Source organism: Martelella sp. AD-3, assembly GCF_001578105.1.
Lineage (GTDB): Bacteria > Pseudomonadota > Alphaproteobacteria > Rhizobiales > Rhizobiaceae > Martelella.
Genome location: NZ_CP014275.1, coordinates 1,660,665 through 1,683,634, shown reverse-complemented (window position 1 = coordinate 1,683,634; position 22,970 = coordinate 1,660,665). Strand labels below are relative to the sequence as shown.

Here is a 22,970-nt window from a genome sequence, read left to right as displayed (position 1 = left end):
CCTCGGATGAACACCCGCTCAGAAGAGCGGGTAGTTGCGATTCTCAGCATCATCAGAGCGATCAAAAATGATGATCTCGCCCACCGGCTTTTGCCCGCCGCTACCGATCGTGTAGTCGAGCTTCACGTCGGCAAACTCGAAGGCCGAGAAGATCTCCCGCACCTCCGGTCGGTCATTGAGCGACAGGATGAACCGGCCCTTGATGCCGGCTAGACGTTCAGCCATTTCGGCGAAGTCGGCGCGCTTGAAGCTGTCCTTGCTGTAATCCGTCTCGCAGCCAAAATAGGGCGGATCGAGGTAGAACAACGCCCCTTCCCTGTCATAGCGATCGATGAAGGCGCGCCAGTCGAGGTTTTCGATGACGACGCCGGAGAGGCGTTCGTGCACCTCTTCCAGGATCGGCCCCAGTCGCGTCAAATCGAAGCGGGCCGGGCCGTGGCGCTCAACGCCAAAACTGCGGCCCATGATCTTGCCGCCGAAGGCGAGGCGCTGGAGGTAGAGAAAGCGGGCGGAGCGCTCGAGATCGGTGAGCGTTGCCGGATCCGTCGCGGCGAGCCGTTCGAATTCCCGCCTTGAGGTGAGCTGGAATTTCATCACTTCCATGAACTGCGGATAGTGCCGCTGCAGGATCCGGAAGAGCGTGATCACATCGCCCGAATAGTCGTTGATAACCTCGCAGCGGGCGGCAAGCGAACGGCGGAAGAACACGCCGCCCATGCCGACAAAAGGCTCTGCATAGAGATCGTGCGGGGTCTGTTCGATGAGGGAGGATACGCGCTTGGCGAGACGTTTCTTGCCGCCAAGATAGGCGGCCGGCGGCGACACAGGCCGCACCGAGATCATTCCTTGCATTGTGGGATATGTCCGAATCTGCCACACACCGCGTCGCCTGCGCAGGCAACCGGGTGCGGTGAGGATTCTTTGTGCTTACCGGACGGGACCATGTTTGGCGACTGACCCGTCGTTTGCAGCCCTCCCGGGCTGCAGGCCGCCCGGGATCCGGGCAGAGAAAAAGGCCGGTGAAGTGTTCACTTCACCGGCCTCGGTCCTTCATATCATGATGCAATCCCAGATTGACGAGAATTTTTCATCGCCTATAAAAAGCATGCACTTTCTCGACTGGGGGCTCCAAATTGAACAAGCGTCTGTTTCGTTGCAGTTGTCACTACTCTCTGAAGCTGGGGGCAACGAAATGCCCCTACTGTTTTCGTTCAACGCCGATTTATAACCGCATCTGGTTTTGGTATGCTGGAATACTCGGCGCGGGGGGCTTCCTTTTCGCTGGCATCAGAATGGCGCTATGAGCACGAAGCGTCCTTCGAACATGTCCGATAAAGACAGGCCCAAGCACCGCCGACACAAGAGAGACAACGAGCTCGACAGGGCGATTGCCATAGTCAATCTCGGCGGCGATATTCGGGCTGCCGCGGCGGCTACAGGGGTATCCGAAGCCCGGGTTCAGCAGGCCTGTGAGCTTCATCGGTTGCGGCAACTAACGAAGCGACATCAACGTCACAAGTAGTCCTGCAGAATTCACTGGCTCCGTGTCGAACCACAGAGTGCTGGAAAGGCCTGCCCTTCCGACTGGACGCTGACTTACCCACCCTTCAACGCCTTCAGCACCTGCATCAACCCATCGGAGAGCCACACGCCGAAGCCGGTCCCGGCCATGGCGGCGCCGAGGATACAGCCCCGGCCTATCTGCTTGATCTTCAGGTATCCAGCGTAATTCCCTGGTTTCACCGAACAGCTTGTACAAGGTAATTTTCTGTCCGTTCAATGATCCATTCCCCGGAGATTTGCCTACTGGCCAACGCTTGAGGCGCGCCATATACTGATCTTTTAAGTCAAGAGTTACTATGCAGGATTCGCATTGAATGTTCACCGCGTCTACGCTTGAAGCTCTGACCAACTGTTCCGTCTCAACGCCTTTGAGACAGATCTGGCTTAACGGATAAGGGAGGGTTTTGGCTCATCATAGCGCACGCAAAGGAAGCGAAGATGAGACAGAAATCCGGGCAGCAGAAGCCGACGGCAGACAAGGCGATCAAGGATATCCGCCGGGCCACACGCAAATCCTATTCGGCCGAGGAAAAGATCCGCATTGTGCTGGAAGGCCTGCGCGGCGAAGACAGTATCGCCGCGCTCTGCCGCCGCGAGGGTATCGCCGAAAGCATGTATTACACTTGGTCGAAGGAATTTCTCGAGGCCGGCAAGCGGCGCCTGGCCGGCGATACGGCTCGGGCCGCAACGACGGATGAGGTGAAGGCATTACGTCGGGAAACACGCGATCTGAAAGAGGTCGTGGCCGAGCAGACGCTGGAGCTGCGCCTGCTCAAAAAAAGCATGATCGGGGATGGGGACGCAGAAGAATGAGATACCCCGCATCCGAGAAGTTGGAAATCATCCGGCTGGTCGAGCAATCGCACCTGCCGGTGAAGAAGACACTGGAGCAGCTCGCCATTCCCCGCCAGACCTTTTACCGCTGGTATGACCGTTTCCAGCGCTTTGGCGTTGAGGGGCTGGAGGACCGCTCATCCGCCCCGTCACGGGTATGGAACCGCATTCCCGATACTATCAGGGACGAGGTGATAGAGCTGGCGCTTGAAGAGCCGGAGCTCTCCCCGCGCGAACTGGCGGTGACCTTCACCGACACAAAAAGCTATTTCGTATCAGAGGCGTCCGTCTATCGCCTGCTCAAGGCGCACGATCTGATCACCTCGCCAGCCTTCATTGTCGTCAAGGCGGACAATGAATTCAGGGACAAGACCGTTCGCCCCAATGAGATGTGGCAAACCGATTTCACCTATCTGAAGGTGATCGGCTGGGGCTGGTTGTATCTGTCCACCATCCTCGATGACTTTTCCCGATATATCGTGGGATGGAAACTGTGCACGAACATGAAGGTGGGTGATGTAACCGACACGCTGAACATTGCGCTTTCTGCATCCGGCTGCGACAGCGTCAAGGTGGAGCACAAACCGCGGCTTCTGTCGGATAATGGCGGATGCTACATCGCCGAAGACCTGGCGGACTGGCTGAAGGACAGGAAGATGGAGCAGCTTCACGGCGCGCCCGGTCATCCGCAGACCCAAGGCAAGATCGAGCGCTGGCACCAGACGCTGAAAAACCGGATCCTGCTCGAGAATTACTTCTTCCCCGAAGACCTTGAAGCGCAGATCGGCGCATTCATCGACCATTACAACAATCGCCGATACCACGAGAGCCTCGGCAACCTCACACCGGCGGATGTCTACTTCGGCAGAGGAGACGAAATCCTGAAACAGCGAAAGAGGATCAAGCAACAGACCATTCAAAACCGACGCTTGCAACACCACGCAAACGCGGCTTAAATCAACACATCAGACGAGCCAATCTCTCCTGATAGCCAGACCCCATTCTGTCCATAATCATTCGACGACGGACACTGACCAACAGCTTGGGGCTAACCGCTGTTGTGATAGTGATCTTCAGCATCCTGTTGCGCGCTAAAAGGAGCCTTCGGTACAACTCTTTGGCATATGGCGCTCTATTCGGACTTGCCGCAACTGCCGCTATGTTCTCCCCAGCGGAGGTAGTGCCTGGCGTCAGGATCGATGGCCGCTATGTAATGCTGATAATAGCCGCCCCCTTCGGTGGAACCTATGCAGCCCTGATGTCTCTGCTATTGGCGGGAACAGCCCGGTTCTTTATCGGTGGGCAAGCCATGTTCGCCGGGATAGTTGGTATCGCACTAGCCTCGGCCCTCAGCATCATTTACCGGAAGGTTACGAACAATCGCAGAGATTTCTGGGGCTTCTGCGCGCTAGGAATCTTGGCTTTCTGTCCGGCTTTTACGCTCTTTATCTTGCCGTTTGAAGTAGCTCGACCCGTTTTCGAAACAAACGCGTTGCCCTTCTTGATAGCTAATTTTCTTGGCGTAATGATAGCGGGCAAATTCCTTTGCCTTGAAGTAAACTATCATACACACCTGAAGACAGTTACGTCAGATTTGGAGACCGATGCATTAACGAAAATTGGTAACCGCTACCTGTTCGACAAACTCGAGTACAACCGGTTTAATGGTCGCGCCAGCAGCCCGTTCGCAATCCTACTGATCGATATCGACCACTTCAAAAATCTGAATGACAGATACGGTCATGACGTTGGTGACCGCGTACTGCAACATATCGCGGCAGTAATTTCTTCGTCAGTCAGGGAAACGGATCTGGCCATTCGCTATGGCGGAGAGGAATTCGTCGTAATTATGCCAAACGCTACCATCGATCAGGCGGACCGAACAGCCGCTCGTATTCAGAATACGCTCCGTCAAAACCCTTTCCCGCTAGGGAGAGAAAATATCGGCGTGACGTTCAGTGCAGGCGTAAGTGCATCTGAAGATGGGGCCAGCCCTCTCAGCAGCATTGTAAAAAAGGCGGACCAAGCGCTTTATCAGGCGAAGGATGCCGGTAGAGATGCAATCATGAAATCAGAGGTCTGAGGTCTGAGGTCTGAGGTCAACGGACGTTTATGACAACTGCCTCAACCAAATCGACAGAAGCATCCTATTTATTCTCTGGCAAGATTGGCCGCTGGTTGAACTCTCAAGAGATCCATAGTCACCCACCCTTCAACGCCTTCAGTACCTGCATCAGCCCATCGGAAAGCCACACCCCAAACCCGGTCCCGGCCATGGCGGCGCCGAGGATGTAGCCCCGGCCGATCTGCTTGATCTTCTGGTATTCGGCGACGAACTCCTCGGTTTCACCGATGCGCTGCGACAGGGCCTTGTTCTGCTCGAGCAGACGTTCGTTCTGGTGCTCGACCGTGTTCAGACGGTCGTGGATTTCATCATTGCCGCTGCGATTTTCGTCCACCTTGCGGATCAGGGCATCGAGCTTGCCCTGAACCTCTCCCAGATGACGCGCGAGATCGACCGTCATGCCCTGCCCTCGTTATTTGATGATTGCGCGCAACCCGGCAACGCCCGAGCCGACATAGAAGACCCACTGGATCATGTTGCCCGCCCAGGCATCGAGCGGGGCGGGAAAGGCGGCGATCGTCCAGGGCTGCGCATAGATGCAGTCCGGGCACCAGAGCATGTTGTAAAGACAGATCGCCGCCCACCAGACGGCAAGCGGCACGAGGAAGAAGCCGGCAAACAGCCAGAACCACGGCACGGCGAACTTCGCCTTGTTGAGCGCCGCCATCTCGCGGGTCTCGGCAACCACCTGCCGCAGATATTCCGCCGTCAGCTCCGCCTCGATCTTTTTGCTGTCGTTTTGAAGCTCTGCCCGCTGCTCGATCAGGTCGGCGGCGCGGTCGAGAAGACCGCCTGCGCCGAGCCTGGCGAGCCATGTCACGAGTGCGGCAATCATACCCACACCTCGTGACCGGTCAGTGTGTTGATCCGGCGCGCGATGACATCGCGGTAGCGCCAGGCGAACCAGAGTGCTGCGGCAACGGCAACGCCGCCGACGATCCAGCCGACCGGCAGGCCGGACGCCCAGGCGAGCGCGCCGGTTACCGCAGCCGAGGCCCCGGACTTTTGCGCGGCATCCTTCACGGCTTTCATGTCGCGGCGCAGCTGGGCGATGGTCGCTGGACCGATGATGCCGTCATTTTTGAGATGCGGATGCGCCATCTGATAGGCGAGCACGGCGGCCTTTGTCTTCTCGCCGAACCAGCCATCGATCGCGCCGGGATCGAAGCCACGTTTCGTCAGCATGGTCTGGACATCGCGCACGACGGGATCGCCTGTTTCCGGCGCGGTGTTCGTGACCTTTCGCGGAATGGCCTCCGGCGCGGAAGCATCCACACCGGTATAGACGCCCTGTTCAAACAGCAGCGCCTCTTCCCTGCGCCGGCGCACAAGCCCGGGTAAGCGCTTTCCCTTCGAGGTGTTGTAATGCGAGGCGAGATAATCGGCCGCCGCCTTGACCTTGCCGGCGCGCCAGAGCTTGCCGAAGCGCCATTTGCTGACCACGCGGCCGCCGAGATTATAAGCAGCGCTGGTTGCGGCATCGAGCTGATATTGCGTGCGATCCGCCGGCGAGTTGGCGACGACTTCTTTCGCATAGCCCTGATTGAGCACGGCGCGGAAGATCCGGTCGCCGTCCTCAACCGAGATTGTCGTCTTGCCGGGGACGATCCGCGTGATCCCGATCTTGGCCAGTTCCAGCCGGCAATAGGGCGAGTTCATGGTGAAGCCGGCAAAGAGCGTCGGTGTGCCGGTCGGATCGAGATAGGCGACAGTGGGCGCGCCCTCGTGCCCGCGCACGAAGGCTGCCCCCGGCTCGGAGACCGTGGTGATTTCCATTTTTGGTTTTCCCTTGGGTTTTCCGGGCGACGCCCGGTTACTCAGCTTGTCGTGGCCATACGTGAGCCCATTACCAATTTGACACTTGCCAAGGCTCGCCTATGGCCTAGTGTGACAAACCTATGACAACATTATTCCTGCGCACTCTTGCCATCGGCGTGCTGGCCTTTATCGTCTTTGCAACGATCTCTCCGATCGGCTTACGGCCGAACGATATTCTGCCGGTTGATATTGACCGGGCACTGGCCTTCGTGCTTCTCGGCATGCTGTTCGTGTTGGCGTTTCCGAATCATTGGCTCTATGCGGCCATTTTCGTACTGCTGGGCTCTTTCGCCATCGAAGCGCTGCAGCATCTTGCACCGACGCGACACCCCAGGATTGCCGACGCCAATATCAAAGCCGTCGGCGCAGCTGCCGGAATTGCACTTGGGTATATGCTCAACCGCATCCGACTGAGCTATACAAACCGGGCCCTCCGATAAGCTTCACAAGTGCGTCATCCGATAGGCGCAGCAAGTCACTCAGGCAAAGCGTTCGGCCGGCGTTGCCGGTTCCGGCGCGACCACATGAGCCACCAGTGCCGCCGGCAGCGACGCGCCGTCGGCCAGACGGAGATTGACGTGGTAGCCGTCGACGGCCGCCATCTCCGGATAGGCGATGCCATCGCCGCCGGTTACGGTCTCGCCGGTCGGGGCATAGACGAGACCGTCGCAATCCGCACCCACGGGTTTGAGCGCCAGCATGCCCGCCGGCAGGCCGGTATCGCGGTAGCCAAGGCGGGCCGCCTCCCCCTCTTCGGCTGGAACCGCTAGGCTCGCTGTATTGAGAACGGCCAATGCCTCAGCATGATCTTCGAACTTCAGAAAGACATCACGCATAGGGCACCGCCAGTCTTTTGAGGTCGGTATCCGACATCCGGAATGGCCAGATCACCATTTGATCAAACCACCCAGGGGCAAAGCGAAACGGACTGCCGTCTCGGCCCAGGAATACTGTCTCAAACGCGCTATCGATTCGGTAGGAGTTGGATACGACCGGATCGCCGTTGAGGCTCCCGTGCTTGCTGTTTTTGGAAGCGCTATTTGCCACCGCGACCCCAAAAGGCGGCAGCGGGCTTGTGAGCGTCCCAAGATTTATCGCGTTGTTATTCCCGATATAAACCACGCCGGGATTTGGGCCGAACCCGATAACTCTTCTGGACAGGTTGTCGCCAACAATTCGCCCCCCGCCATTGGAGAAGCCCTGCCCTTGCACCAAAAGGCTCATTTCATCTCGCTGCAAGAGCGAAGCGATAGGCTTGGAAAGCCGCGCGTTTTCTGCGGGGCGAGTGACGGCGCTGCCGCTGGTCGGGATGTAGGACGTCGCGTGTTCGCCTTCCTCAACCTGCCAGCCCCAGTGCTCGATTGCTGCGCCCTCAGGGGGCGTATTTGAGTTGCTATCCCCTATCATGGAATTATCGAACGGGTCGAAGCGCCACCGGATAGTCGTGCTGACCATGTCTTCGGGCCATTTGACTGCGAACTTATACCGTCGCCATTCGTCCGTTAGTTCCTCACTAACTGCTGACGTCAAACTCTCCAGACCGGTCGCTCCATATGCGTAAAATCGGACAATAGGCTTTAAGCCTACGGCATCGACAACGCGGAGCCATACAGAGAACGTCTGTGTTTCTGCGGAGGGCGTTATTGATACGCCACGCTCCAGGATCGGATCTGTTTCTCCTGTACAAACGCTCCGGACGGCATTCATTGAGCCATCGGGAGCAAGATAACCGGAAGTGGAAACGCATCTTGAGCTGCCGAGACCTCCCAGGCCAGTAGAGTAGGTCAGCAGGTTCGTTGCAGGCCCCTCCAGCAACAATTGCCGCCGCCCATTCGTATAGTCAAAGCGCGGCACATCGGCCGCAGCCGTATGGATCAACCCATCCGCCCCGACATAGGTCGCCGAGCCGGGCCGGCTAAAATCAATCATCTCCGCAAAACCAGCGTTTCGCATGGTTCACCTCGCATATCTGTCAGTGGAAAAATCAAGAATGGCGGCCGGCGATCTGCCGATCCCGTCGGCATCGCCCGCCGCATAAGCCGGCAGTTCCCACCAGCCTTCGGTGATGGCGTAACGGTTGCCGCCAAAATCCAGATTGGCGGCCGGGCCGAACGTCAGACCCGTTTCGGCGTCGACGGCCGGAAAGGCGGCGGACGCCCACCAGCGCCCGCGCCCCGGCGGCCGCATGGTCGCAAGGCTCAGTCCGATTGTCAGGGATGGCATGGTCTTACTCCGGCCAGTGTCTGTCTGAGGCGAAGTCGGCCGGGATCGAAGACAGATCCTTCAGCGCCCGGGCGGCAAAGATATGCGCCTGCTTGTGGGCAAGGGCCGCCTGGCCAAGCGCATAGAGGGTCGCCGCATCCATTTTGTGCGTGCTGTTATCGGCGGCAATCCACACAAAGTCACTGGCGCCGCCATGCCAGCGATAGTCGCCGGCCTCAGCGCCGTCGATCATGGCGCCAAGGGCGGCCGTCGCCGCGCCGGCAATGTTCTCCCGGTCTGCGGCCCGGGACTGGTAGAGGACGCCGTTGAAGACAAAACCCGCCGCAATCCGACGGTCGCGTTCGGCATCGACGGCATGGCGATGCGCGCGGTTAGCGCGCTCCCGGGCGAAGGCCTCGACCGCATCGTGATGCGCATCAAGCAGGGCGTGGAGATCGTCCGGTGTCGGAAAGGCAGCATCGACCTGCCAGTCGAGGATCACGGCGGAGCCGACGCGCGCGCCGGTGTCGTCATCGACAATATGACCCGTGCGGAAGTCTTTGCCCGGCTCTGCGCCGGGATAGGCCAGCGACAGAAGATAGCCGAGCGTATCGTGATCGAGATCCGGATTGAGCGCATTGGCGCTGTCGGGCGTGAGTGTTGTCGCCATTACTGGTTCCTCGCATATTTGGCCCGGACATAGATCTCGCGCACCGCCCAGTCATAGTTCTGGCAACGCAGGCCGGTGATGAACATGCCGGCCGGGCAGTCGACCGTATTGCCGGTCGTTTGGACCGTGCCGATCTCATAAGTGCCGCTGTCGTGCTGGACGCGGGCGCCGGCGGCGGCCCGGCCCATGGCATAAGCCGATGCCCTGCTTTCGATCCGGTTGGAGATGGCGTTGAAGGCATCGTTACTGCCCCAGTTGCCCCATACCGAGCCCCCGACATTGCCGTCAGCGTAGATGTTCCAGCTCCCGTTTGAGAGCCGGCCATCGCTGCCGAAGGTATATTCCCGTCCCCGCGACCAGATGAAGCCATCGCCATTGCTGCGCTGACCGACCTCGACATAGCTGTTGCCGCCATTGTTGGAGCGGAATTCGATCCGGGCATCGCTCTCACCGCTGGCCTGGAACGAGGCCAGCGTCGCGCCATCGAACATCACCCGGACATAGCCGCTGAGTGTTCCGCCGTTTCTGGCATAAGCGCCGAGCCTGTTGCGGGCATCCGCCGCATTTTGGGACGTCATCAGGTCGTTGGTGAAGCCTGTTCCGCCGGCGCTCAGAAAGCCGTGCCCGTCCGGATCCACCTCCCCGATCGCGACATCGGCCGCCCCGTCGAAGACGTAAAGCTTCCACGGTTTGGAGGCGGTGCTGATCCACATCGTCCCCCCGGTCGCATAGGCCGGACGCTCCACGCCGCTATGCAGTGAGAGGTTTGCCGCCCGAAAGCTGTTGATATTGGCCGCAAGCTGCGAACCATTGGTGACGGTCGGATCGATCGTCACGTTGTTATACTGCGTCATGCATGCACCTTTCCGTAGCCGGCGGCGACATAGTCGAACGTGCGTTCGATAGGCGTGCCGGACTGATCCCTGAACACGATGTCAAAGCCACTCTCATCCTTGTTTGCGATCTCGTAGAAGTCGCCGAAGCGAAGCCCCTGGGCCGAGACCGAAAGCCCGGTCAGGCCGAAGTAAGGCGGGTCAAAGCCGATCCGTCTTCCCTGCGCAGGCACGGCGAGATTGTTACCGCTCAGGATCCTGTCGGGCATGTCGACGGTCAGTTCCGCCCGTGCGACGATCGGCGTGATGTTGTCATCGACCGAAGAGAGGATCAGCCGCATCTGATAGGCCCTTGCCGCCACATCGCCGGTTGCCGCTTCCCGCCAGTCGGACCAGTGCACGCCGGCATCATCCGGATCGTCATCCGTGGTGCGCATCTCCATGATCGCATTCCACTTCGACGCATCCGCGCCGACAATGCCGTCGAGCGCGCTCAGCACCGGCCATTTCGACATCGTGTCATCGACATCCTGCCCGTAGACCGACAGAACCGGCGTTACCCGGGACGTATAGACCGAGCCGAGATTGATCGTGCGGGAAGAGACATAAGTGCCGGAGGGCAACAGCCCGCCCGCTTCCGCCTCTGCAAGCCGCAATCCCGGCTCGCCCGCCCGGCAGCCGTCAAATGATCCCGACCAGGCCGGCTGTTCGACAAAGCGTTCGACCGCATTCATCGGCGTGGCGCCGACCATCGTCTGGATCATGGTCGCGACCGGGCTTTCCACCCCCTGCCGCGTCACCGCCTTGATCAGATAGGTGCCCGGCCGCGTCGGGATCTGCACGCTGGTCGCATCGACATGATCGAGCTGGGCACCGGAGGAGCGCCAGGAGACCCCCGTCAGCTCCGGCGAATAGCGGATCACGTAATGCGACAGGTTGAGCGCGGTCACCGGCGACCAGGTCAGCGTGGCAACATCGCCGATCACGGCAATATTGAAGCGCTCGACATTGGCCGGCGGCGACAGCACGCTTGCCAGATAGACCGCGTCCAGCGTTGCCCAGGGCGAGCGCTGGTTGAGCGCCGCAAAGACGGAGCGAACCCTAAAACTGTAGATCCCCGGATCGAGATCCTGCAGATCGATCGAAACGCTTTCCGTGGTCCCGACAGCAAGCCAGATCCCGCCCTGTCCCTGATACTGGACTTCATAGAGCGTGGCCCTCGTATCGTTCGGCGCGCTCCAGCCGATGGTGACGGCGCCACGGGCGGAGACACCGCCGGCGAGATAGAGATATTCCGCAACGGTCACATCGGAGGGTGCCAGAAGCGGCCCGGTCGGATAGGTCGAGAAGGATGGCGGTTCGAGCTCAAGGCCTTTCTCGACACGATCCCATTTGGTCGCATCATAGATCAGCGCCGAGACATCGAACTGGTGCTTGTCGTTTTCCGTGATCGACAACACCCGGAACGGGCGCGGCGCGGCATCCGAGCCTGTCAGGATCCACATCGCGCCGGCGACCGGGCGATCCGGCAGGGCCGAGGACAGGGCAAGCGTTTCCGTTTCCCCTGCCCCGGTTGTCACTGTTCTGTCTGCGAGACTGCCGTCCGGCATGACTACCGTGAGCGTATAGGCATCGCCGTCTGCCAGCGTCACCGGCGCATCGAGCGTGACCGCCGCCAGATCGTCGGACGCCGCCTTCACCCGGCCGCCATAGCGCACGCCGGCATAGGAGGGATCGGCGACCAGCACCACATCGCCCGGCGCGACATCGGCATGATCAAGCCCGGCCCGATAGGTCACGACCTCGGTCGAATTCTGTTCCGTATCGAGCAGCCATGCCCCGTAACGATGCGCCTGCCCGCGCGAACAGCAGCCGATCGCCTGGATCTCGGTCTGGCGCGAGCCATACCGCGCCACCGCGTCGGCATCCTCGACCACTTCGATTGCCGGCATATAATTGTTTGCAGGATCGAACCAGCGGACGAGCACCTGCGTGTGGCGGGCCGAGAGCGCCGATCCCTGATAGCTGAATGTGCCATCGACCACATTGGCGGGCGTCACCAGTTTGACGGGATCGGCAGGCTTGTCGCAGACCGCCGTGACAGCGCCCGTGCCCCAGTAGACCATGCCCCGGAACACGCCGGCAAAGGCCGTCAGCACATTGATCGCCTCATCGCGCGAGGTGATCGCGCCGTTGAAGGTGTAGCGCGGTTCCTTCCCCCCGAACCCGTCATCGACCGCTTCGTCGCAATAGCGTGCGATCTCGTAGAGCGCCCATTTGGACACCTGCCCGACATCGATATATTGGCCGAGGCCATAACGGTCGTTGACCACAAGGTCGTGGAAAATCCAGGCGGGGTTATCGGTGACCGCGCGTTTGAACGTGCCATCCCAGACACCGGCATAAGACCGCGCCTCCGGATCATAGTTCGACGGCACGGCAATCTCGATCCCGGCCCAGTCAACCGAGACCGTCGGAATGGCGCCGCCGCCGAATTCTGCAGCATCAAGCGTCACGCCCATCACGGCACTGTCGGGATAGGTCAGCCGGTAGTCTTCAATCACCGTGTAGGACGACCAGTAGGTCTGGTTGTTGGACGTCGTGCCATTGGCATCCTCGGAAAGCCGCCGCACGCGGATATACCAGGGCCCGGTCCCCTCAAGCGGGATCCGGTAGGCCCGGACATAGGGCGAGGTGCATTTCCCCGAGATCGTATCGGTGCGGACTTGGCTCCATGTGCCGTCTTCCGTGCGGCGATCAATGGCGATGTCGACCGCGTTCTCCTTGACATTGCCATTGTCAGGATCGGTGAAGATCAGCTGCGGCACCTGAATGGAAACGCGCACAGCCGTTGCCGCAAGATTGGCGATTGCCCGCGTTGCCGACAGATCCTTTTTGATCTCGACGCCGACGCCCTGTTCGTTCTCGACGGCCGGAAAGCCGGACAGGGCCGCCTGGTCGTGAAAGCCATTGCGGGTTTCGAACGAGCCGCCCTCGAAGTTGAAGGTGCCGTCGCTATTCTGGACCGGCACGTCATCGAAGAAGATCGACTTCGCCCCGTCCTTCAGCCCGCCAGTGACGCCTTCGCTGACCAGGAACAGAAGCCGTAGCGTCTGCTTGGAGCGCAGCGTGTTCGCCGCTTCGCTATAACCGCCCGAGCCGCCGCTCTTACCGCCCTTGCCGCCGCCACGGCCGGAGATGCGCAAATCATGCATGAGATTGTTTCCGGTAACTCAGATGGCCACGTCTTCGGTGGAAAGCCCGGCGGCGATCAGCACCGGTTTGACGCGGAATTTTGGGCCATAGACCAGCGGCACGGGTCCGCCTTCGGTCGTGACATTGGCGCCGCCGCTGAAGAGATAGGAGGACTGGTCCTCGCCGCTATTGCTATTGATCTTCGGCGCCGGCGACAGCATCTGACCAAGCCCGCCCATGGCCAGCGCCACGCCGAGCCCCTTCATCGCCCCGCCGATCGTCGAGCCGCCAATGCCGATGCCGGTGATCGCGCCCGGAAACATGAAGGCCGCCCCGATCAGGAAAACGCCGGCAATGATCTTGCCAAGTCCGCGATTGCCCGCGCCCGCGATGACCGGAACGATATGCAGATCGGCCTGCCCGAGTTGAAAGTCGAGATCATCCGGCCCGAGCGCCATGCCGGTTTCCGGATCTCCGCGCAGGACACGGAAGTTTCTGTCCGCCGCATATTGCCGGAAGCCTGGCACGACGGCGGCGAGCGCCTGGCCCGCCTCGCCTGCGCTCGCGACGTCGAGCTGGTAGGTCGGTTCGAACTGCCGGGCGAGTTCGCCGTGGAGGTGGATTTTACGGAGCATAGGATATCTCAAATTTGTATCGTCATATGATACATTATGATTGACTAAGAAGCGTATCGCGCTATGATACAAACCAGACAGTGGAGCCGTGCATGATCCGGACGTTCAAAGACGCCAGAACCGAGAAGGTCGCTTCAGGAAAAGCGCCGAAGGGGTTTCCGGCCAATCTGGTAAAGTCCGCCATTCGCAAGCTCACCATGATCGATAGCGCGCATGTGCTGGACGATCTGAGATCGCCGCCCGGCAACCGGCTTGAAGCCCTCAAGGGCGACAGGCAGGGGAAGCATTCCATCCGGATCAACGACCAATGGCGGATCTGTTTTGTCTGGCATGAAGGCGGCGCCGAAGATGTCGAGATCGTCGACTATCACTGACCCTGAAAGGAAAGGCCATGAACACCATTCTGCCCCCGGTTCACCCTGGCGAGATCCTGCGCGAGGAATATCTGGTCCCGCTCGGCATGAGCGCCGGCGCGCTGGCAAAGCGGCTTCATGTGCCGCGCACGCGCATCGAGCGGATCGTCACGGAACAGACGGCCATTACCACCGACACGGCTCTTCGTCTGGCGAAGTTCTTCCGCACGACCCCGGAATTCTGGCTGAACATGCAGGCAAGCTATGATCTGAAGACACAAGCCGCAGCCATGAAGGCCGAGCTCGACAGAATTCCGGAAATCGAAGCGGCCTAGATTGATCTGCGCGCTTTGGACAAACCCGAGCCGAAGGAACGAATTAAATATGGTTGGAACCGCCTCACCACCTGATGACGACGTGGTTTCGGTCGGCCGCAGGGTCCCGCGCCTTGCAGCCGTCGAGCCGCGCGAGGGCCGCAAACTGTTCGTTCGGTTTGACGACGGCCGCGAAAAGACGGTCGATCTCGCCCCTGCCCTGGAAAGCCGGCGTCTCTACAAGCCACTGCGCGAGGACGATGCGCTGTTCCGGTCCTTCCGGATCAACGAATATCGCAACGCCATCGAATGGAATGACGCGCTCGACTTTTCCGCCATGTGGCTGGAAGCACTTCCGCCGTCAGAATTTACCAATGACGATTTCCACAGCACCATGGAGCGGCAAGACAGGAGCGAACCTTGACCCATTACATTGCCGTTGTTCACCAGGAAGGCGAAAGTGCTTTCGGCCTGCACTTCCCGGATGTTCCGGGTTGCTTCTCCGCAGCCGACGATCTGGATGACATTCTGGCCAATGCAAACGAGGCATTGGCACTCCACCTGGAAGGCGAGGACCCGCCCGAGGCGCGCCCGATTGATGCCGTTCGCGCGGATGTCGACGTGATGTGCGATCTGGCCGAAGGCGCCTTTCTGGTCACCGTCCCGTTTCATCCGGAATAGCGCACCCAATGCGTTACGCGCTTCAACCAGGGCCCGACCGGCTCACGCCGTGACAGCCGCCCGTCGAGGTGATGCAGGCAAAGGCCATCCGCGAGCAGAACACCGGAATGACACGGCACCTTCGACACGAGCCGCATGAAGAACACATCGCCCGGGCGGGCTTCGCTGGCATCGACCGCCCGGAAGCCCGCCTCTTGGAAGTGGTCGGCAAGCAGGTTCTCGCCTTCATCCCACCAGCTCTTCGAGCGGGCGAAGTCCGGAAGGCGGATGCCGCGTTCCTGCCAGTACCAGCTGCGCACCAGCCCGTAGCAATCGAACACGCCCGGCACGAAGGTTCGCCCGGTCAGCGTTACATCCAGACAATGATCGCCCCACCAGAGAATGGGCGTCGTCACCTCGCCGTCGCAGCTCACAATCCCGAAGGGAATGTTCGCCGCGATCTGACTGTCCATATCGGCTTTTGACGGCCAGTGAGGATGCGCTTTGGCATTGTGGCTATGGATGACCGCTTCCGGCTGGAACCTCAGCCAGGTATCGGCCGGCATTTCGAAGCCGTTTTCGCGATCGGCCGCGATGTTTTCGACGTGGATATAGCAACCGCCGGATACCACGCCGCAGGCCTCTTCCGGCCATGCCGCAAGCGCATGCGCCCGGGCATCCCGGGCGACATCATCACCAAACATGATTGCTTATCCTTCAGGTGTTGGCCCGGCCAACGCCGGGAAAGGCCCGGGTCGGCAGATCGCCATGGCCGAAGCGCTTGACGCAGCCCGATTGCAAAAGCTTGCTGCAGCGATCCTCCGACGCCGAAACCGCATTGCCCTTCGCGTCAAAACAGGCCGAGCCCGCATAGGGGCATGTGGCCCTGGAATAGTCGAACGAACCGGTTTCCGGGTCGAAGCGCCGATAGGTATGCGTGCAGGCGCTCTGGATCACCTGCCGGCCGGGGAGCTTTCGACCCTGCTGATCGATCGCGGCGGCCAGCGTCCACTCGATATAGACGCGGTTCTGGTTGGTCTTCTGCTCGATCCGATAGACATCGACGGGGAAATGCGCGTCCGGATCCGCATCCTCCATGCCATCCAGGAACCGCCGGAAGGTGCGGATCCTTCGAAAGGTCGCGCCGACCAAATCGCCAAATTCATTGACCACGGCCGACAACACGCCCGAGACATTGGCGACCTTCAGCGTCGGGCGCGGCATGGTGCCCTGCGACGACATTTCCCAGCCATCGGTCTCGATCGGCGTCGGCGCATAGACATTGCCGCCGAAAGACACTGGCGCTTCCTCAAAAGCTGATGACGTGAAGCGATAAATGCCGCCGCCGATCACCGAGGCATCAAGTTCATAGAGGTGGATGATATCATCGCTCACCAGCCCCTGCGCTGTCTGCGACAGGCCGTTTCCCGCCTGCTCGACAACCAGCATCGTGCCATAATGCGATCCCGTCATTTGACCAGCGCCACGATCTCGGAAGCCGTCGTGCCGGTCGCCAGCACCTTGTGGGCGGCGACCGGCAGAAGCGTGCCGCTCTGGCAGTGATAGACGGCCACGCCGCCGCCCGCCTCGATCGCAACCGCGCCGCCGAAGCCGACAAAGACCGACAGCACATCTTCCAGCACCGCGTCATCGGATGGCGTCACGGCCTTATGCCGGCGCGCCGGGGTGACGATCTCCACCGCTTCGCGAACGGCCTCCACCAGCGCCGCCGCCTCGGCTGAGAAGCCATGGCGGGGACTGATCGACCCATCCGGATTGGTCTCGGCGGCAATCGGGCGCTGAACGCCCGTGGCGTCATAGACTTTCAGCTCCGTCATAGGTCGAAGACCCTTTCGATGGTCGCGTTGATCGTGTCATGGGCGCCGCCTGCCCCGGTTCTTGTCCAGGACTTGCAGCGATAAAGCCTTGCCTCCTTGTCTCGCGGCAACCTCCATTCAAACGCATGGAAGCCGCGAAGCGACAGGAAGAAGCTTTCGATCCGGTCGGCTTCGTCCAGCGTCAGGCCGGGCCACATCGCATTGAAGGTCACACCCGTTGTGTTAAGCCCATCGCCGCTGCGCTGAGAATATCCGTCACCGAAGCGGCTCTCCAGCGTGCGCAGCTCCACCGATTTGGTGCTGGTGATAGCCGGGCATGCCGGCGGCTCGAACTTTTCGGCCATCAGAACGGCCCTCCTGCAAGCATGCCCCGCACCCGGGCGTTTTCCTGAAGACGCCTGTCGACGACGGCGTCGATCTGTTTGCGGAATTCCTTGCCCATCGCCACGGCATCCTTCGGATCCGTGCCTTCCGGAACCGAGACATTGATATCGCCAATGCTGACCGAGCTGATCACCGACCCCGAAGAGGTCGAAGAACTGACCGCCCCAAGCCGGTGATTGGGGATGATCTCGCCGCCGCGCGGCAGTTTCAAAATCTCCGGCCCGCGCTCGCCGACCAGCGCCATGCCGCCCTGGGTGAAGTTTGTGCCCGTCGCATGGGCCGGCAGGAAGCCACTCAGCAGCCCGCCACCCAACAAACCGCCAAGCGGCCCGTCGCCGAAGAGCGCCGCCTGCGCCGCCGCCTCGATCAGCTTGTTGATCATGCTGTCGAGCGCGGCATTGCCGGTTTCGATGGCCGGGATCAGCGCCAGAAAGCTGTCGCGGGCCGTATCGCGGAAGAATTCGGCCGTATCGGCGGCGGCTTCCTGCTTGTGCCTCTGCGCCTCGATCGCAAATGTCAGTTCCCGGATCGAGGCTTTTTCCGTGTCGGTCGCGGCCGTGCCGGCGCGGCGGAGGTTTTCGAAGACCTTCTTCTGGTCCGCCGTCATCTCGGTCATCCGCAGTTCGTCCTGCAGCGCCTGAATAAGCTTTTCGACGGCTTCGCGTTCCCGATCGACCGCAGTGGCAGCCGAGCCACCGCCGCCCCCGGATTTCCCGCTGCTGCGGCGCGAGGTCTTGGCCGCAAGCCGGGCTTCAGCCTGGGCACGCACCATTTCCTTTGTCGGCGCGCCGCCCGCCTCCTCATAGATCTTGCGGACGGCGGCCATTTCCTTTTCCAGCGCGAGCTGGTCCGAGGTCAGGCCGTTCTGCCGTTCCAGTTCGGCCGATACCTCCCGGTTGGCGGCAAGCTTCTGCTCGAGGATTTCGCGGCCGGCATTATAGTCCGCATAATCGGCGGCTGGATCATAGGACGTCGTTACATTCACGGGAGGGAGCAATATCGACCCGTCGGCCATGGCGCCCATTTTGGCGCCGGCCTCGGCAGCACGCAGGCCCACCCGCGCATTCTGGATGGCAGAGCTCAGGTCCTGCATCTTGCCGATCAGGCCGCTGATCAACCCGCCGATATCGACCAGCGCCCCTTTGACATTGGTGCCGATGATCAGCGCCATGGTTTCCCATTCGGCGTTGATGTCTTCCGCCTGTTGCAGAAGCTCGTCATCCATCACCGCGCCCATGTCCCGGGCCTCTTCCCGGGCATCCGAGATGCTCTGGCCGGCAGCGTCCATCAGCCCGGCAAAGTCCTCCGCAGCCGTGCCGCCGAAGATCTCGTCCAGCACCCGGATCTGCGCCGCCCTGTCGAGTTCGCGGATCTTGCCGATCAGCGTTTCGAACATCACCGCCGGGTCTTCCAGCATGCGGGTGAGCTGTCGGGCGGAAAGGCCGAGACGTTGAAAGGACTCGGCCGCAGACCCGCCGCCGGTCTTGACGAATTCATCGGCGCGAAGCTGCATTTCCTTCAGGCCGTCGGTCAAGGCGTGCAATTCAATACGATTCTTGACGGCCGCATAGCGCAATTCCTGGAACGCCTCGAAGTCGACCCCGGCGGTCTTTGCCGCCTTGCCGAGATCCGCCACGGCGTCCACGGCCTTCTGCGTTTCGCTGACAATCACGCCGAGGCCTAGCGAGGCGGCAAGGCCTGCCGGACCGCCGCGCAACGCCCCGAAGATGCCGTCCAGACCGCCGATCTTCTTCCGGATCGACAGGAACGAGCTTGCCGTATCGTTGGCAGCGGTGCGCGCCTGCATCCGGACCCGCGTCATCGCGGTTCGAAACTCGCGATCATCGGCGCCGATCGTGACGGGAATATCCGGTCTGCTCATCTTCGCTTAGCTCTCTGACGAATGGATTTTTGGGGGCCGTGGTCCGCGACGATCTCGCGGATCCGCGTGCGGCTGACGGGCGATGCCTGCGAGGATCGGCCTGTTACGCCGGCAATCGCCATGGCAAGTTCTGAAGGGGTCGCCGCCCAGAAAGTCGCCGGCGTCCAGTGGATCCGCTCGGAGGACACGGCAAGCTCGAACAACGTCCTGACGTGATCGGCAATCAGGACGCCGTCTGAGGCTTTTTTCCGGTGACGGCCGCCTCCACGTCTTCCAGAGGCGAGGCGGTTTCGCGCAGCGCATTGCCGGCCTCGATATGGGCCGTCAGCGCCTGTTCGATGCCGATGCGCCAGTTCGTCTGGTCGGCAGCTGAGATGTTCTTGCCCGAGAGCACCCGGGCGGCAAGCGCGGCCCTGCCCTCGTCGCTATCGGCAACAGCAAGGCAGCGGATCGCACAGGAGACCGCGAAGGGCTCAAACCCGAGCAGGCGCTGATAAATCTCGTCCATCGTGCGCGCGCCGATGGCCTGCGACAGGCGCATCAGGCCGGCAAAGGTGACGGCAACAACAAAGCTCTCGCTGCCGATCGTCACCGCCGCCTCGCCGCGCAGTTCATTGGCAAAGGCGCTCATCATGCTGCTGCCGCAAAAGCGACGTCCTGCTGGAAGACACCAGCCAGGTCGCAGGTGAGCTCGCCGGTTTTATCCCCCTGGAAGTTCGCCGACAGCATGGTCATCAGCCCCTCAAACGTTCCCACAGAAGGCACTGTGACCTGATATTCCGCCTTCCTCTGGTTCAGCACATCGTCCAGAACCAGCGCCTGCGTCACCGAGCTCACATAGGCTCCCGATCCCGACCAGCGCACCGACTGGACGCCGCCGATCGAGGAATAGCGCAGCACGCCGCCCGGATTATCGCAGTCCGGCTTCGTCGTATCCACTTCCTCATTGTTGATGTTCAGCGAGCGCTGCTCGACAACGCAAACGATATCAAATTCCTCCGTCGCGTCGTTCTTGCGCTTGATGATCAGTTCGCGGCCAAGTGCCATGGCAAATTCCTTTCGGAAAGAAAAGCGCTCACCAGAGCGCAACGATGTTTCCGGCCGTGGTGCCGGTTTCTTTGACTCGGACGTAAACGCCCAGAACATAGCCGATGGGATGGTTCTTAAGTGTCACTTCCGTGCCACCCAGGGTCACGCCGCAAAGATCGCCCTCGGCGCCCAGATAGAGCGTCGAGGCCTGCGGCAGATCGGCATGGTCATCCGGCACGACAGGCGCGCCGAACCAGAAGGGCTGGTCAAGACCGCCCTCTTTTGAGGTAGGATTCATGATGGTCTCCAATTAATGCGCAGCTGTTTCGGGATCGGCGGCCACGGTCTTGTACTCCGCCACAAAGGTCAGCGCCCCGACCCCAAGCGCGATCCCGGTCGCGCGATCGATAAAGCTCCGGCTTTCCGACAGAGTCAGTTCGATCACCAGCCCGTCGAGCTTGATCGCCTGTCCAAGCGCAGCCTCGACAAGCACGGCGATCCGGTCAAATTCGATATCCGGCTCCTCGGCATGGAAGTGCGCGATCACGTCGATCGGCAGGCGCCGGTCATAGCCAACCTCGCCGTTGGGCCCGGCGCAGGGCCGGATTTCGGCGGTCTCCTGATGCTCGGCCCAGGTCACAGTCAGAGCCGGCAGCAGGCTTTCGCGGATGGCGCTGGTGCGCGCTCGTTTCACCTTGCCCTCGCCCGCAAACTCCGGAATGGCAGACAACCGGGCAAGGATTGCATCGAAGATATGCGTTCGAAGATGCGTCATCAGATATCGCCTCGCAACCAGACTTTCAGGATGGCGCGGCCGTCATCGGTGACATTGCGGATCCCATAGGCCGTGCCGTCGATCGTGACGCTGTCGCGCTCGCCTTCGAGCTCTTCAAGCCCGGCCGCAGGCACCGAAAGCACATGGGTGATGGCCTCGACATCCTGCCGGCCGAATTCGTCAGCAAGCTCGAGCTCCCGCTTTTGCCGCAGGATGCCGCGCACCGGATCCGCAAGAACAACGCCGGCAATGGTGAAGCGGCAATCGACATTGCCGAACGTGCCGGCGAAGGCCTCGCCCATGCCGGCAAAGATCGCCGGCCGCTCGATCCTCATGTCTTGTCCTTCGCCGAGTAGCCCTCGTCCGACGTGTCGTCAGTGGTCGACGCCTGAAGCTTCTTCAGCTCGTCGGCTAGCGTGGCATTGTCCTCGGCAAGCTGGTCACGCTCTTCGGTGATGGCCTCCAGCTCTTCGGTCAGATCGGCGACGTCCTCGCCGCCATCGGTTTTCGACGCCAGCGCATCGCGTTCCTTGGTCAGCGTCGCGACGCGATTGGCAAGTGCGTCCCGCTCTTCCGTCAGCGCGGTGATGCGTTTGTCGACTGCCGTATCGCCCTCTTTGCGCCATTTGCCGAACACACTCTCAAGATTGTCGGCATCGGCTTCGCTCAGGCCGTTTTTCGAGACCGGCACATCCTCGCCCGGCGCATAGGTCTTGCCGCCGATCTTGACTGTCGTGTTGAACTTTCTCGTTGTTGCCATTGTTTTTGCTCCGTGATTGTCTGGTTGAGGCGGGCGGCGCGAAGCCGCCCGATCCTGATCAGCGCACGAGCGCAAAGAGGCTGGCATTCGGTTCCGGCGCGATCGGCAGCGGGGCTGCCTGCGTCTGCAGAATGGTGCGCGAGGGGTTCTTCTCCCGCCACATGTCGGGGAAGCGCTCCATCGGCACCAGCGCCTGATCGTCCAGAATGGCGCCATAGCCGAAGTGGCCCATGAAGCCCTGCGGATCGAGAATGCCCACACCGTAGCTCGGCCAGAAATTGCGCTTGACGCCCCCGGCGGTATAGCCCTGCGAATACTGCAGGAAGGTGATCTCGCCGATCTGGCCGAGCACGGCCGAGTATTTGCCCTCGGCGCCGGTCGAGACCGGGCCGAACTCCATGGAGCCGGAGGCCTGCCGGCGATTGTCGAGCATCTTCTGGAAACGCTCGGACCGCTTCAAGAGCGTTGCCGCCCCCGGACCGAGCGTCACCTCGCGCGCGGTAAAGCCATCGGTGATGGCCAGAAGGTCGATCCAGTCCTCGATATCGTCATACGGATCGACGCCGCTCTCGCCCCAGCGGGCAGCGCCGGAAAGCGCAATGGTGAGTTCTGCGGCGCGCTGGTAGTTGACCGTCTGGGTCGGATAGTTCTCACCCTCGACAATCACCCTTCCCGTGCGCAGGACTTCCGAACACATCAGCTCCTCGCGCCGGGTAATGCGCATGTCCTGGTCATCGAGGATCTGCGCAATGTTGTAGGCATAGCGCTGCTCGGGCGAGACCGCGCCGGCAAGCTGTTCGCCGGGCATGCGGATCAGATTGCCGGATGGGCGCAGCGTGTTCTGCGGCTTCACATAGGCCGGCTTCAGGCTGGTCGCTGTAAAGCCGCGATTGGCCGCATCCTTGCCCGGGACGTCCGGATGAACGAAGGGCGCAAGCTCGCGATCGGGCAGGATCCGGTCGAAGACGATTTCCTCCTGTTCGGAGAGAACCGTGGTGGAGAAGTAGCGATTGCGCAGAAAGGCTTCCGGCCGGTCGCGCGGCGGCAGAACCGTCACCAGTTCCGCCGTATTGAGAAGAAGTTCACTCATCTGATTGATT

The 22,970-nt window shown here is 61.0% G+C and carries 32 protein-coding genes; 7 read left to right on the top strand and 25 right to left on the bottom strand.

From position 1 onward, the window contains the following. Positions 1–18 precede the first annotated feature (18 nt). Positions 19–852 (bottom strand): DNA adenine methylase, encoded by an 834-nt coding sequence (locus AZF01_RS07800; RefSeq protein WP_081725775.1) that lies wholly within the window; start codon positions 850–852, stop codon positions 19–21. A 744-nt stretch (positions 853–1,596) separates the two neighbouring features. Further along, the gene (locus tag AZF01_RS23905) at positions 1,597–1,743 is read right to left on the bottom strand and encodes a hypothetical protein (protein ID WP_156484726.1); all 147 of its coding nucleotides are present in this window, start codon (positions 1,741–1,743) and stop codon (positions 1,597–1,599) included. Positions 1,744–2,001: 258 nt separating this feature from the next. Here AZF01_RS23905 and AZF01_RS07780 point away from each other — a divergent pair. Together AZF01_RS07780 and AZF01_RS07775 are read left to right on the top strand one after the other, a co-directional pair. Beyond that, positions 2,002–3,353 (top strand): IS3 family transposase gene (locus tag AZF01_RS07780; RefSeq protein WP_152534477.1). Its coding sequence is split into 2 segments (ribosomal slippage): positions 2,002–2,337 and positions 2,340–3,353, totalling 1,350 coding nucleotides; the frame shifts between segments, so codons are not numbered across the junction. 104 nt (positions 3,354–3,457) lie between these two features. Further along, positions 3,458–4,480 (top strand): diguanylate cyclase, encoded by a 1,023-nt coding sequence (locus AZF01_RS07775; protein ID WP_152534554.1) that lies wholly within the window; start codon positions 3,458–3,460, stop codon positions 4,478–4,480. Between the two features lie 118 nt (positions 4,481–4,598). Here AZF01_RS07775 and AZF01_RS07770 read toward each other — a convergent pair whose 3' ends face one another. The 3 genes from AZF01_RS07770 to AZF01_RS07760 are packed head-to-tail and all read right to left on the bottom strand — an operon-like array spanning position 4,599 to position 6,298. Beyond that, positions 4,599–4,922: a hypothetical protein gene (locus AZF01_RS07770; protein ID WP_024708623.1), complete on the bottom strand. Its 324-nt coding sequence runs from the start codon at positions 4,920–4,922 to the stop codon at positions 4,599–4,601. A 12-nt stretch (positions 4,923–4,934) separates the two neighbouring features. After that, the gene (locus tag AZF01_RS07765; protein WP_051424081.1) at positions 4,935–5,357 is read right to left on the bottom strand and encodes a hypothetical protein; all 423 of its coding nucleotides are present in this window, start codon (positions 5,355–5,357) and stop codon (positions 4,935–4,937) included. Then, the gene (locus tag AZF01_RS07760) at positions 5,354–6,298 is read right to left on the bottom strand and encodes a glycoside hydrolase family protein (protein WP_024708621.1); all 945 of its coding nucleotides are present in this window, start codon (positions 6,296–6,298) and stop codon (positions 5,354–5,356) included. The genes AZF01_RS07765 and AZF01_RS07760 overlap by 4 nt, the downstream gene beginning before the upstream one ends. Positions 6,299–6,420: 122 nt before the next feature. Between AZF01_RS07760 and AZF01_RS07755 the strand changes: the two genes are divergently transcribed. Next, a complete protein-coding gene (locus AZF01_RS07755) occupies positions 6,421–6,780 on the top strand; it encodes a VanZ family protein (protein WP_024708620.1) in 360 nt (119 codons plus the stop codon). Positions 6,781–6,819: 39 nt separating this feature from the next. On the opposite strand, the gene AZF01_RS07750 is transcribed toward AZF01_RS07755, so the two are convergent. Genes AZF01_RS07750 through AZF01_RS07720 form a run of 7 tightly spaced genes read right to left on the bottom strand, consistent with a single transcriptional unit; the run spans position 6,820 to position 13,875 of the window. Then, positions 6,820–7,176 carry a hypothetical protein gene (locus AZF01_RS07750; RefSeq protein ID WP_024708619.1) on the bottom strand — a complete coding sequence of 119 codons (357 nt, stop codon included), beginning with the start codon at positions 7,174–7,176 and terminating at the stop codon, positions 6,820–6,822. Beyond that, entirely contained in the window at positions 7,169–8,293 is a 1,125-nt protein-coding gene (locus AZF01_RS07745) for a hypothetical protein (RefSeq protein ID WP_024708618.1), read from the bottom strand. The genes AZF01_RS07750 and AZF01_RS07745 overlap by 8 nt, the downstream gene beginning before the upstream one ends. A 3-nt stretch (positions 8,294–8,296) precedes the next feature. Then, positions 8,297–8,563 (bottom strand): hypothetical protein, encoded by a 267-nt coding sequence (locus AZF01_RS07740; RefSeq protein WP_024708617.1) that lies wholly within the window; start codon positions 8,561–8,563, stop codon positions 8,297–8,299. Between the two features lie 4 nt (positions 8,564–8,567). Then, positions 8,568–9,212, bottom strand: coding sequence for a DUF4376 domain-containing protein (locus AZF01_RS07735; protein ID WP_024708616.1), 645 nt, complete (start codon positions 9,210–9,212; stop codon positions 8,568–8,570). Continuing rightward, positions 9,212–10,066, bottom strand: coding sequence for a hypothetical protein (locus tag AZF01_RS07730; protein WP_024708615.1), 855 nt, complete (start codon positions 10,064–10,066; stop codon positions 9,212–9,214). Before AZF01_RS07730 ends, AZF01_RS07735 begins: the two co-directional genes overlap by 1 nt. Continuing rightward, on the bottom strand, positions 10,063–13,260 hold the full coding sequence (locus AZF01_RS07725) for a host specificity protein J (protein ID WP_061449659.1): 3,198 nt from the start codon (positions 13,258–13,260) through the stop codon (positions 10,063–10,065). Before AZF01_RS07725 ends, AZF01_RS07730 begins: the two co-directional genes overlap by 4 nt. Positions 13,261–13,278: 18 nt before the next feature. Then, positions 13,279–13,875 carry a tail assembly protein gene (locus tag AZF01_RS07720; RefSeq protein ID WP_024709038.1) on the bottom strand — a complete coding sequence of 199 codons (597 nt, stop codon included), beginning with the start codon at positions 13,873–13,875 and terminating at the stop codon, positions 13,279–13,281. 92 nt (positions 13,876–13,967) lie between these two features. On the opposite strand from AZF01_RS07720, the gene AZF01_RS07715 reads away from it, so the two are divergent. From AZF01_RS07715 to AZF01_RS07700, 4 genes are read left to right on the top strand one after another with little or no spacing between them, the layout of a single operon-like run. Then, on the top strand, positions 13,968–14,249 hold the full coding sequence (locus AZF01_RS07715; protein ID WP_024709039.1) for a type II toxin-antitoxin system RelE/ParE family toxin: 282 nt from the start codon (positions 13,968–13,970) through the stop codon (positions 14,247–14,249). A 17-nt stretch (positions 14,250–14,266) separates the two neighbouring features. Continuing rightward, on the top strand, positions 14,267–14,563 hold the full coding sequence (locus tag AZF01_RS07710; RefSeq protein WP_024709040.1) for a HigA family addiction module antitoxin: 297 nt from the start codon (positions 14,267–14,269) through the stop codon (positions 14,561–14,563). A 49-nt stretch (positions 14,564–14,612) separates the two neighbouring features. After that, a complete protein-coding gene (locus tag AZF01_RS07705; protein WP_081725826.1) occupies positions 14,613–14,966 on the top strand; it encodes a DUF2442 domain-containing protein in 354 nt (117 codons plus the stop codon). After that, positions 14,963–15,223, top strand: coding sequence for a type II toxin-antitoxin system HicB family antitoxin (locus AZF01_RS07700; RefSeq protein ID WP_024709042.1), 261 nt, complete (start codon positions 14,963–14,965; stop codon positions 15,221–15,223). Before AZF01_RS07705 ends, AZF01_RS07700 begins: the two co-directional genes overlap by 4 nt. Here AZF01_RS07700 and AZF01_RS07695 read toward each other — a convergent pair. From AZF01_RS07695 to AZF01_RS07635, 13 genes are all read right to left on the bottom strand, one after another. Continuing rightward, the gene (locus tag AZF01_RS07695) at positions 15,211–15,906 is read right to left on the bottom strand and encodes an NlpC/P60 family protein (protein WP_024709043.1); all 696 of its coding nucleotides are present in this window, start codon (positions 15,904–15,906) and stop codon (positions 15,211–15,213) included. The two genes, AZF01_RS07700 and AZF01_RS07695, sit on opposite strands and share 13 nt — an antisense overlap. Positions 15,907–15,919: 13 nt before the next feature. Then, positions 15,920–16,675 carry a phage minor tail protein L gene (locus tag AZF01_RS07690; RefSeq protein WP_024709044.1) on the bottom strand — a complete coding sequence of 252 codons (756 nt, stop codon included), beginning with the start codon at positions 16,673–16,675 and terminating at the stop codon, positions 15,920–15,922. Next, positions 16,672–17,040, bottom strand: a complete 369-nt coding sequence (locus AZF01_RS07685) for a hypothetical protein (protein ID WP_024709045.1) — start codon at positions 17,038–17,040, stop codon at positions 16,672–16,674. The genes AZF01_RS07690 and AZF01_RS07685 overlap by 4 nt, the downstream gene beginning before the upstream one ends. Beyond that, positions 17,037–17,384 (bottom strand): phage tail protein, encoded by a 348-nt coding sequence (locus AZF01_RS07680; protein ID WP_024709046.1) that lies wholly within the window; start codon positions 17,382–17,384, stop codon positions 17,037–17,039. Before AZF01_RS07680 ends, AZF01_RS07685 begins: the two co-directional genes overlap by 4 nt. Further along, a complete protein-coding gene (locus AZF01_RS07675) occupies positions 17,384–19,306 on the bottom strand; it encodes a phage tail tape measure protein (protein ID WP_024709047.1) in 1,923 nt (640 codons plus the stop codon). The genes AZF01_RS07680 and AZF01_RS07675 overlap by 1 nt, the downstream gene beginning before the upstream one ends. After that, positions 19,303–19,428, bottom strand: a complete 126-nt coding sequence (locus AZF01_RS24710) for a hypothetical protein (RefSeq protein WP_371260676.1) — start codon at positions 19,426–19,428, stop codon at positions 19,303–19,305. Before AZF01_RS24710 ends, AZF01_RS07675 begins: the two co-directional genes overlap by 4 nt. A gap of 101 nt (positions 19,429–19,529) precedes the next feature. Beyond that, positions 19,530–19,940 (bottom strand): hypothetical protein, encoded by a 411-nt coding sequence (locus tag AZF01_RS07665; protein WP_197489637.1) that lies wholly within the window; start codon positions 19,938–19,940, stop codon positions 19,530–19,532. Beyond that, positions 19,937–20,353 carry a phage tail tube protein gene (locus tag AZF01_RS07660; RefSeq protein WP_024709050.1) on the bottom strand — a complete coding sequence of 139 codons (417 nt, stop codon included), beginning with the start codon at positions 20,351–20,353 and terminating at the stop codon, positions 19,937–19,939. The genes AZF01_RS07665 and AZF01_RS07660 overlap by 4 nt, the downstream gene beginning before the upstream one ends. Before the next feature lie 28 nt (positions 20,354–20,381). Beyond that, positions 20,382–20,633 carry a hypothetical protein gene (locus AZF01_RS07655; RefSeq protein WP_152534577.1) on the bottom strand — a complete coding sequence of 84 codons (252 nt, stop codon included), beginning with the start codon at positions 20,631–20,633 and terminating at the stop codon, positions 20,382–20,384. A 12-nt stretch (positions 20,634–20,645) separates the two neighbouring features. After that, positions 20,646–21,110 (bottom strand): hypothetical protein, encoded by a 465-nt coding sequence (locus tag AZF01_RS07650; RefSeq protein ID WP_024709052.1) that lies wholly within the window; start codon positions 21,108–21,110, stop codon positions 20,646–20,648. After that, on the bottom strand, positions 21,110–21,445 hold the full coding sequence (locus tag AZF01_RS07645; protein WP_024709053.1) for a hypothetical protein: 336 nt from the start codon (positions 21,443–21,445) through the stop codon (positions 21,110–21,112). Before AZF01_RS07645 ends, AZF01_RS07650 begins: the two co-directional genes overlap by 1 nt. Next, positions 21,442–21,870 carry a hypothetical protein gene (locus tag AZF01_RS07640; RefSeq protein ID WP_024709054.1) on the bottom strand — a complete coding sequence of 143 codons (429 nt, stop codon included), beginning with the start codon at positions 21,868–21,870 and terminating at the stop codon, positions 21,442–21,444. The genes AZF01_RS07645 and AZF01_RS07640 overlap by 4 nt, the downstream gene beginning before the upstream one ends. 58 nt (positions 21,871–21,928) lie before the next feature. Continuing rightward, positions 21,929–22,960 carry a major capsid protein gene (locus AZF01_RS07635; protein WP_024709055.1) on the bottom strand — a complete coding sequence of 344 codons (1,032 nt, stop codon included), beginning with the start codon at positions 22,958–22,960 and terminating at the stop codon, positions 21,929–21,931. Positions 22,961–22,970: the final 10 nt, after the last annotated feature.

Excerpts from the sequence above, each read along its gene's own strand:
- AZF01_RS07770 (WP_024708623.1), bottom strand. The coding sequence starts at position 4,922 with ATGACGGTCGATCTCGCGCGTCATCTGGGAGAGGTTCAGGGCAAGCTC.
- AZF01_RS07720 (WP_024709038.1), bottom strand. The coding sequence starts at position 13,875 with ATGCTCCGTAAAATCCACCTCCACGGCGAACTCGCCCGGCAGTTCGAA.
- AZF01_RS07760 (WP_024708621.1), bottom strand. The coding sequence starts at position 6,298 with ATGGAAATCACCACGGTCTCCGAGCCGGGGGCAGCCTTCGTGCGCGGG.
- AZF01_RS07740 (WP_024708617.1), bottom strand. The coding sequence starts at position 8,563 with ATGCCATCCCTGACAATCGGACTGAGCCTTGCGACCATGCGGCCGCCG.
- AZF01_RS07650 (WP_024709052.1), bottom strand. The coding sequence starts at position 21,110 with ATGACGCATCTTCGAACGCATATCTTCGATGCAATCCTTGCCCGGTTG.
- AZF01_RS07750 (WP_024708619.1), bottom strand. The coding sequence starts at position 7,176 with ATGCGTGATGTCTTTCTGAAGTTCGAAGATCATGCTGAGGCATTGGCC.
- AZF01_RS07690 (WP_024709044.1), bottom strand. The coding sequence starts at position 16,675 with ATGACGGGATCGCATTATGGCACGATGCTGGTTGTCGAGCAGGCGGGA.
- AZF01_RS07735 (WP_024708616.1), bottom strand. The coding sequence starts at position 9,212 with ATGGCGACAACACTCACGCCCGACAGCGCCAATGCGCTCAATCCGGAT.
- AZF01_RS07675 (WP_024709047.1), bottom strand. The coding sequence starts at position 19,306 with ATGAGCAGACCGGATATTCCCGTCACGATCGGCGCCGATGATCGCGAG.
- AZF01_RS07640 (WP_024709054.1), bottom strand. The coding sequence starts at position 21,870 with ATGGCAACAACGAGAAAGTTCAACACGACAGTCAAGATCGGCGGCAAG.
- AZF01_RS07710 (WP_024709040.1), top strand. The coding sequence starts at position 14,267 with ATGAACACCATTCTGCCCCCGGTTCACCCTGGCGAGATCCTGCGCGAG.
- AZF01_RS07695 (WP_024709043.1), bottom strand. The coding sequence starts at position 15,906 with ATGTTTGGTGATGATGTCGCCCGGGATGCCCGGGCGCATGCGCTTGCG.
- AZF01_RS07715 (WP_024709039.1), top strand. The coding sequence starts at position 13,968 with ATGATCCGGACGTTCAAAGACGCCAGAACCGAGAAGGTCGCTTCAGGA.
- AZF01_RS07645 (WP_024709053.1), bottom strand. The coding sequence starts at position 21,445 with ATGAGGATCGAGCGGCCGGCGATCTTTGCCGGCATGGGCGAGGCCTTC.
- AZF01_RS07685 (WP_024709045.1), bottom strand. The coding sequence starts at position 17,040 with ATGACGGAGCTGAAAGTCTATGACGCCACGGGCGTTCAGCGCCCGATT.
- AZF01_RS07725 (WP_061449659.1), bottom strand. The coding sequence starts at position 13,260 with ATGCATGATTTGCGCATCTCCGGCCGTGGCGGCGGCAAGGGCGGTAAG.
- AZF01_RS24710 (WP_371260676.1), bottom strand. The coding sequence starts at position 19,428 with ATGGCGATTGCCGGCGTAACAGGCCGATCCTCGCAGGCATCGCCCGTC.
- AZF01_RS07765 (WP_051424081.1), bottom strand. The coding sequence starts at position 5,357 with ATGATTGCCGCACTCGTGACATGGCTCGCCAGGCTCGGCGCAGGCGGT.
- AZF01_RS07635 (WP_024709055.1), bottom strand. The coding sequence starts at position 22,960 with ATGAGTGAACTTCTTCTCAATACGGCGGAACTGGTGACGGTTCTGCCG.
- AZF01_RS07800 (WP_081725775.1), bottom strand. The coding sequence starts at position 852 with ATGCAAGGAATGATCTCGGTGCGGCCTGTGTCGCCGCCGGCCGCCTAT.
- AZF01_RS07755 (WP_024708620.1), top strand. The coding sequence starts at position 6,421 with ATGACAACATTATTCCTGCGCACTCTTGCCATCGGCGTGCTGGCCTTT.
- AZF01_RS07705 (WP_081725826.1), top strand. The coding sequence starts at position 14,613 with ATGGTTGGAACCGCCTCACCACCTGATGACGACGTGGTTTCGGTCGGC.
- AZF01_RS07655 (WP_152534577.1), bottom strand. The coding sequence starts at position 20,633 with ATGAATCCTACCTCAAAAGAGGGCGGTCTTGACCAGCCCTTCTGGTTC.
- AZF01_RS07665 (WP_197489637.1), bottom strand. The coding sequence starts at position 19,940 with ATGATGAGCGCCTTTGCCAATGAACTGCGCGGCGAGGCGGCGGTGACG.
- AZF01_RS07745 (WP_024708618.1), bottom strand. The coding sequence starts at position 8,293 with ATGCGAAACGCTGGTTTTGCGGAGATGATTGATTTTAGCCGGCCCGGC.
- AZF01_RS07660 (WP_024709050.1), bottom strand. The coding sequence starts at position 20,353 with ATGGCACTTGGCCGCGAACTGATCATCAAGCGCAAGAACGACGCGACG.
- AZF01_RS07730 (WP_024708615.1), bottom strand. The coding sequence starts at position 10,066 with ATGACGCAGTATAACAACGTGACGATCGATCCGACCGTCACCAATGGT.
- AZF01_RS07680 (WP_024709046.1), bottom strand. The coding sequence starts at position 17,384 with ATGGCCGAAAAGTTCGAGCCGCCGGCATGCCCGGCTATCACCAGCACC.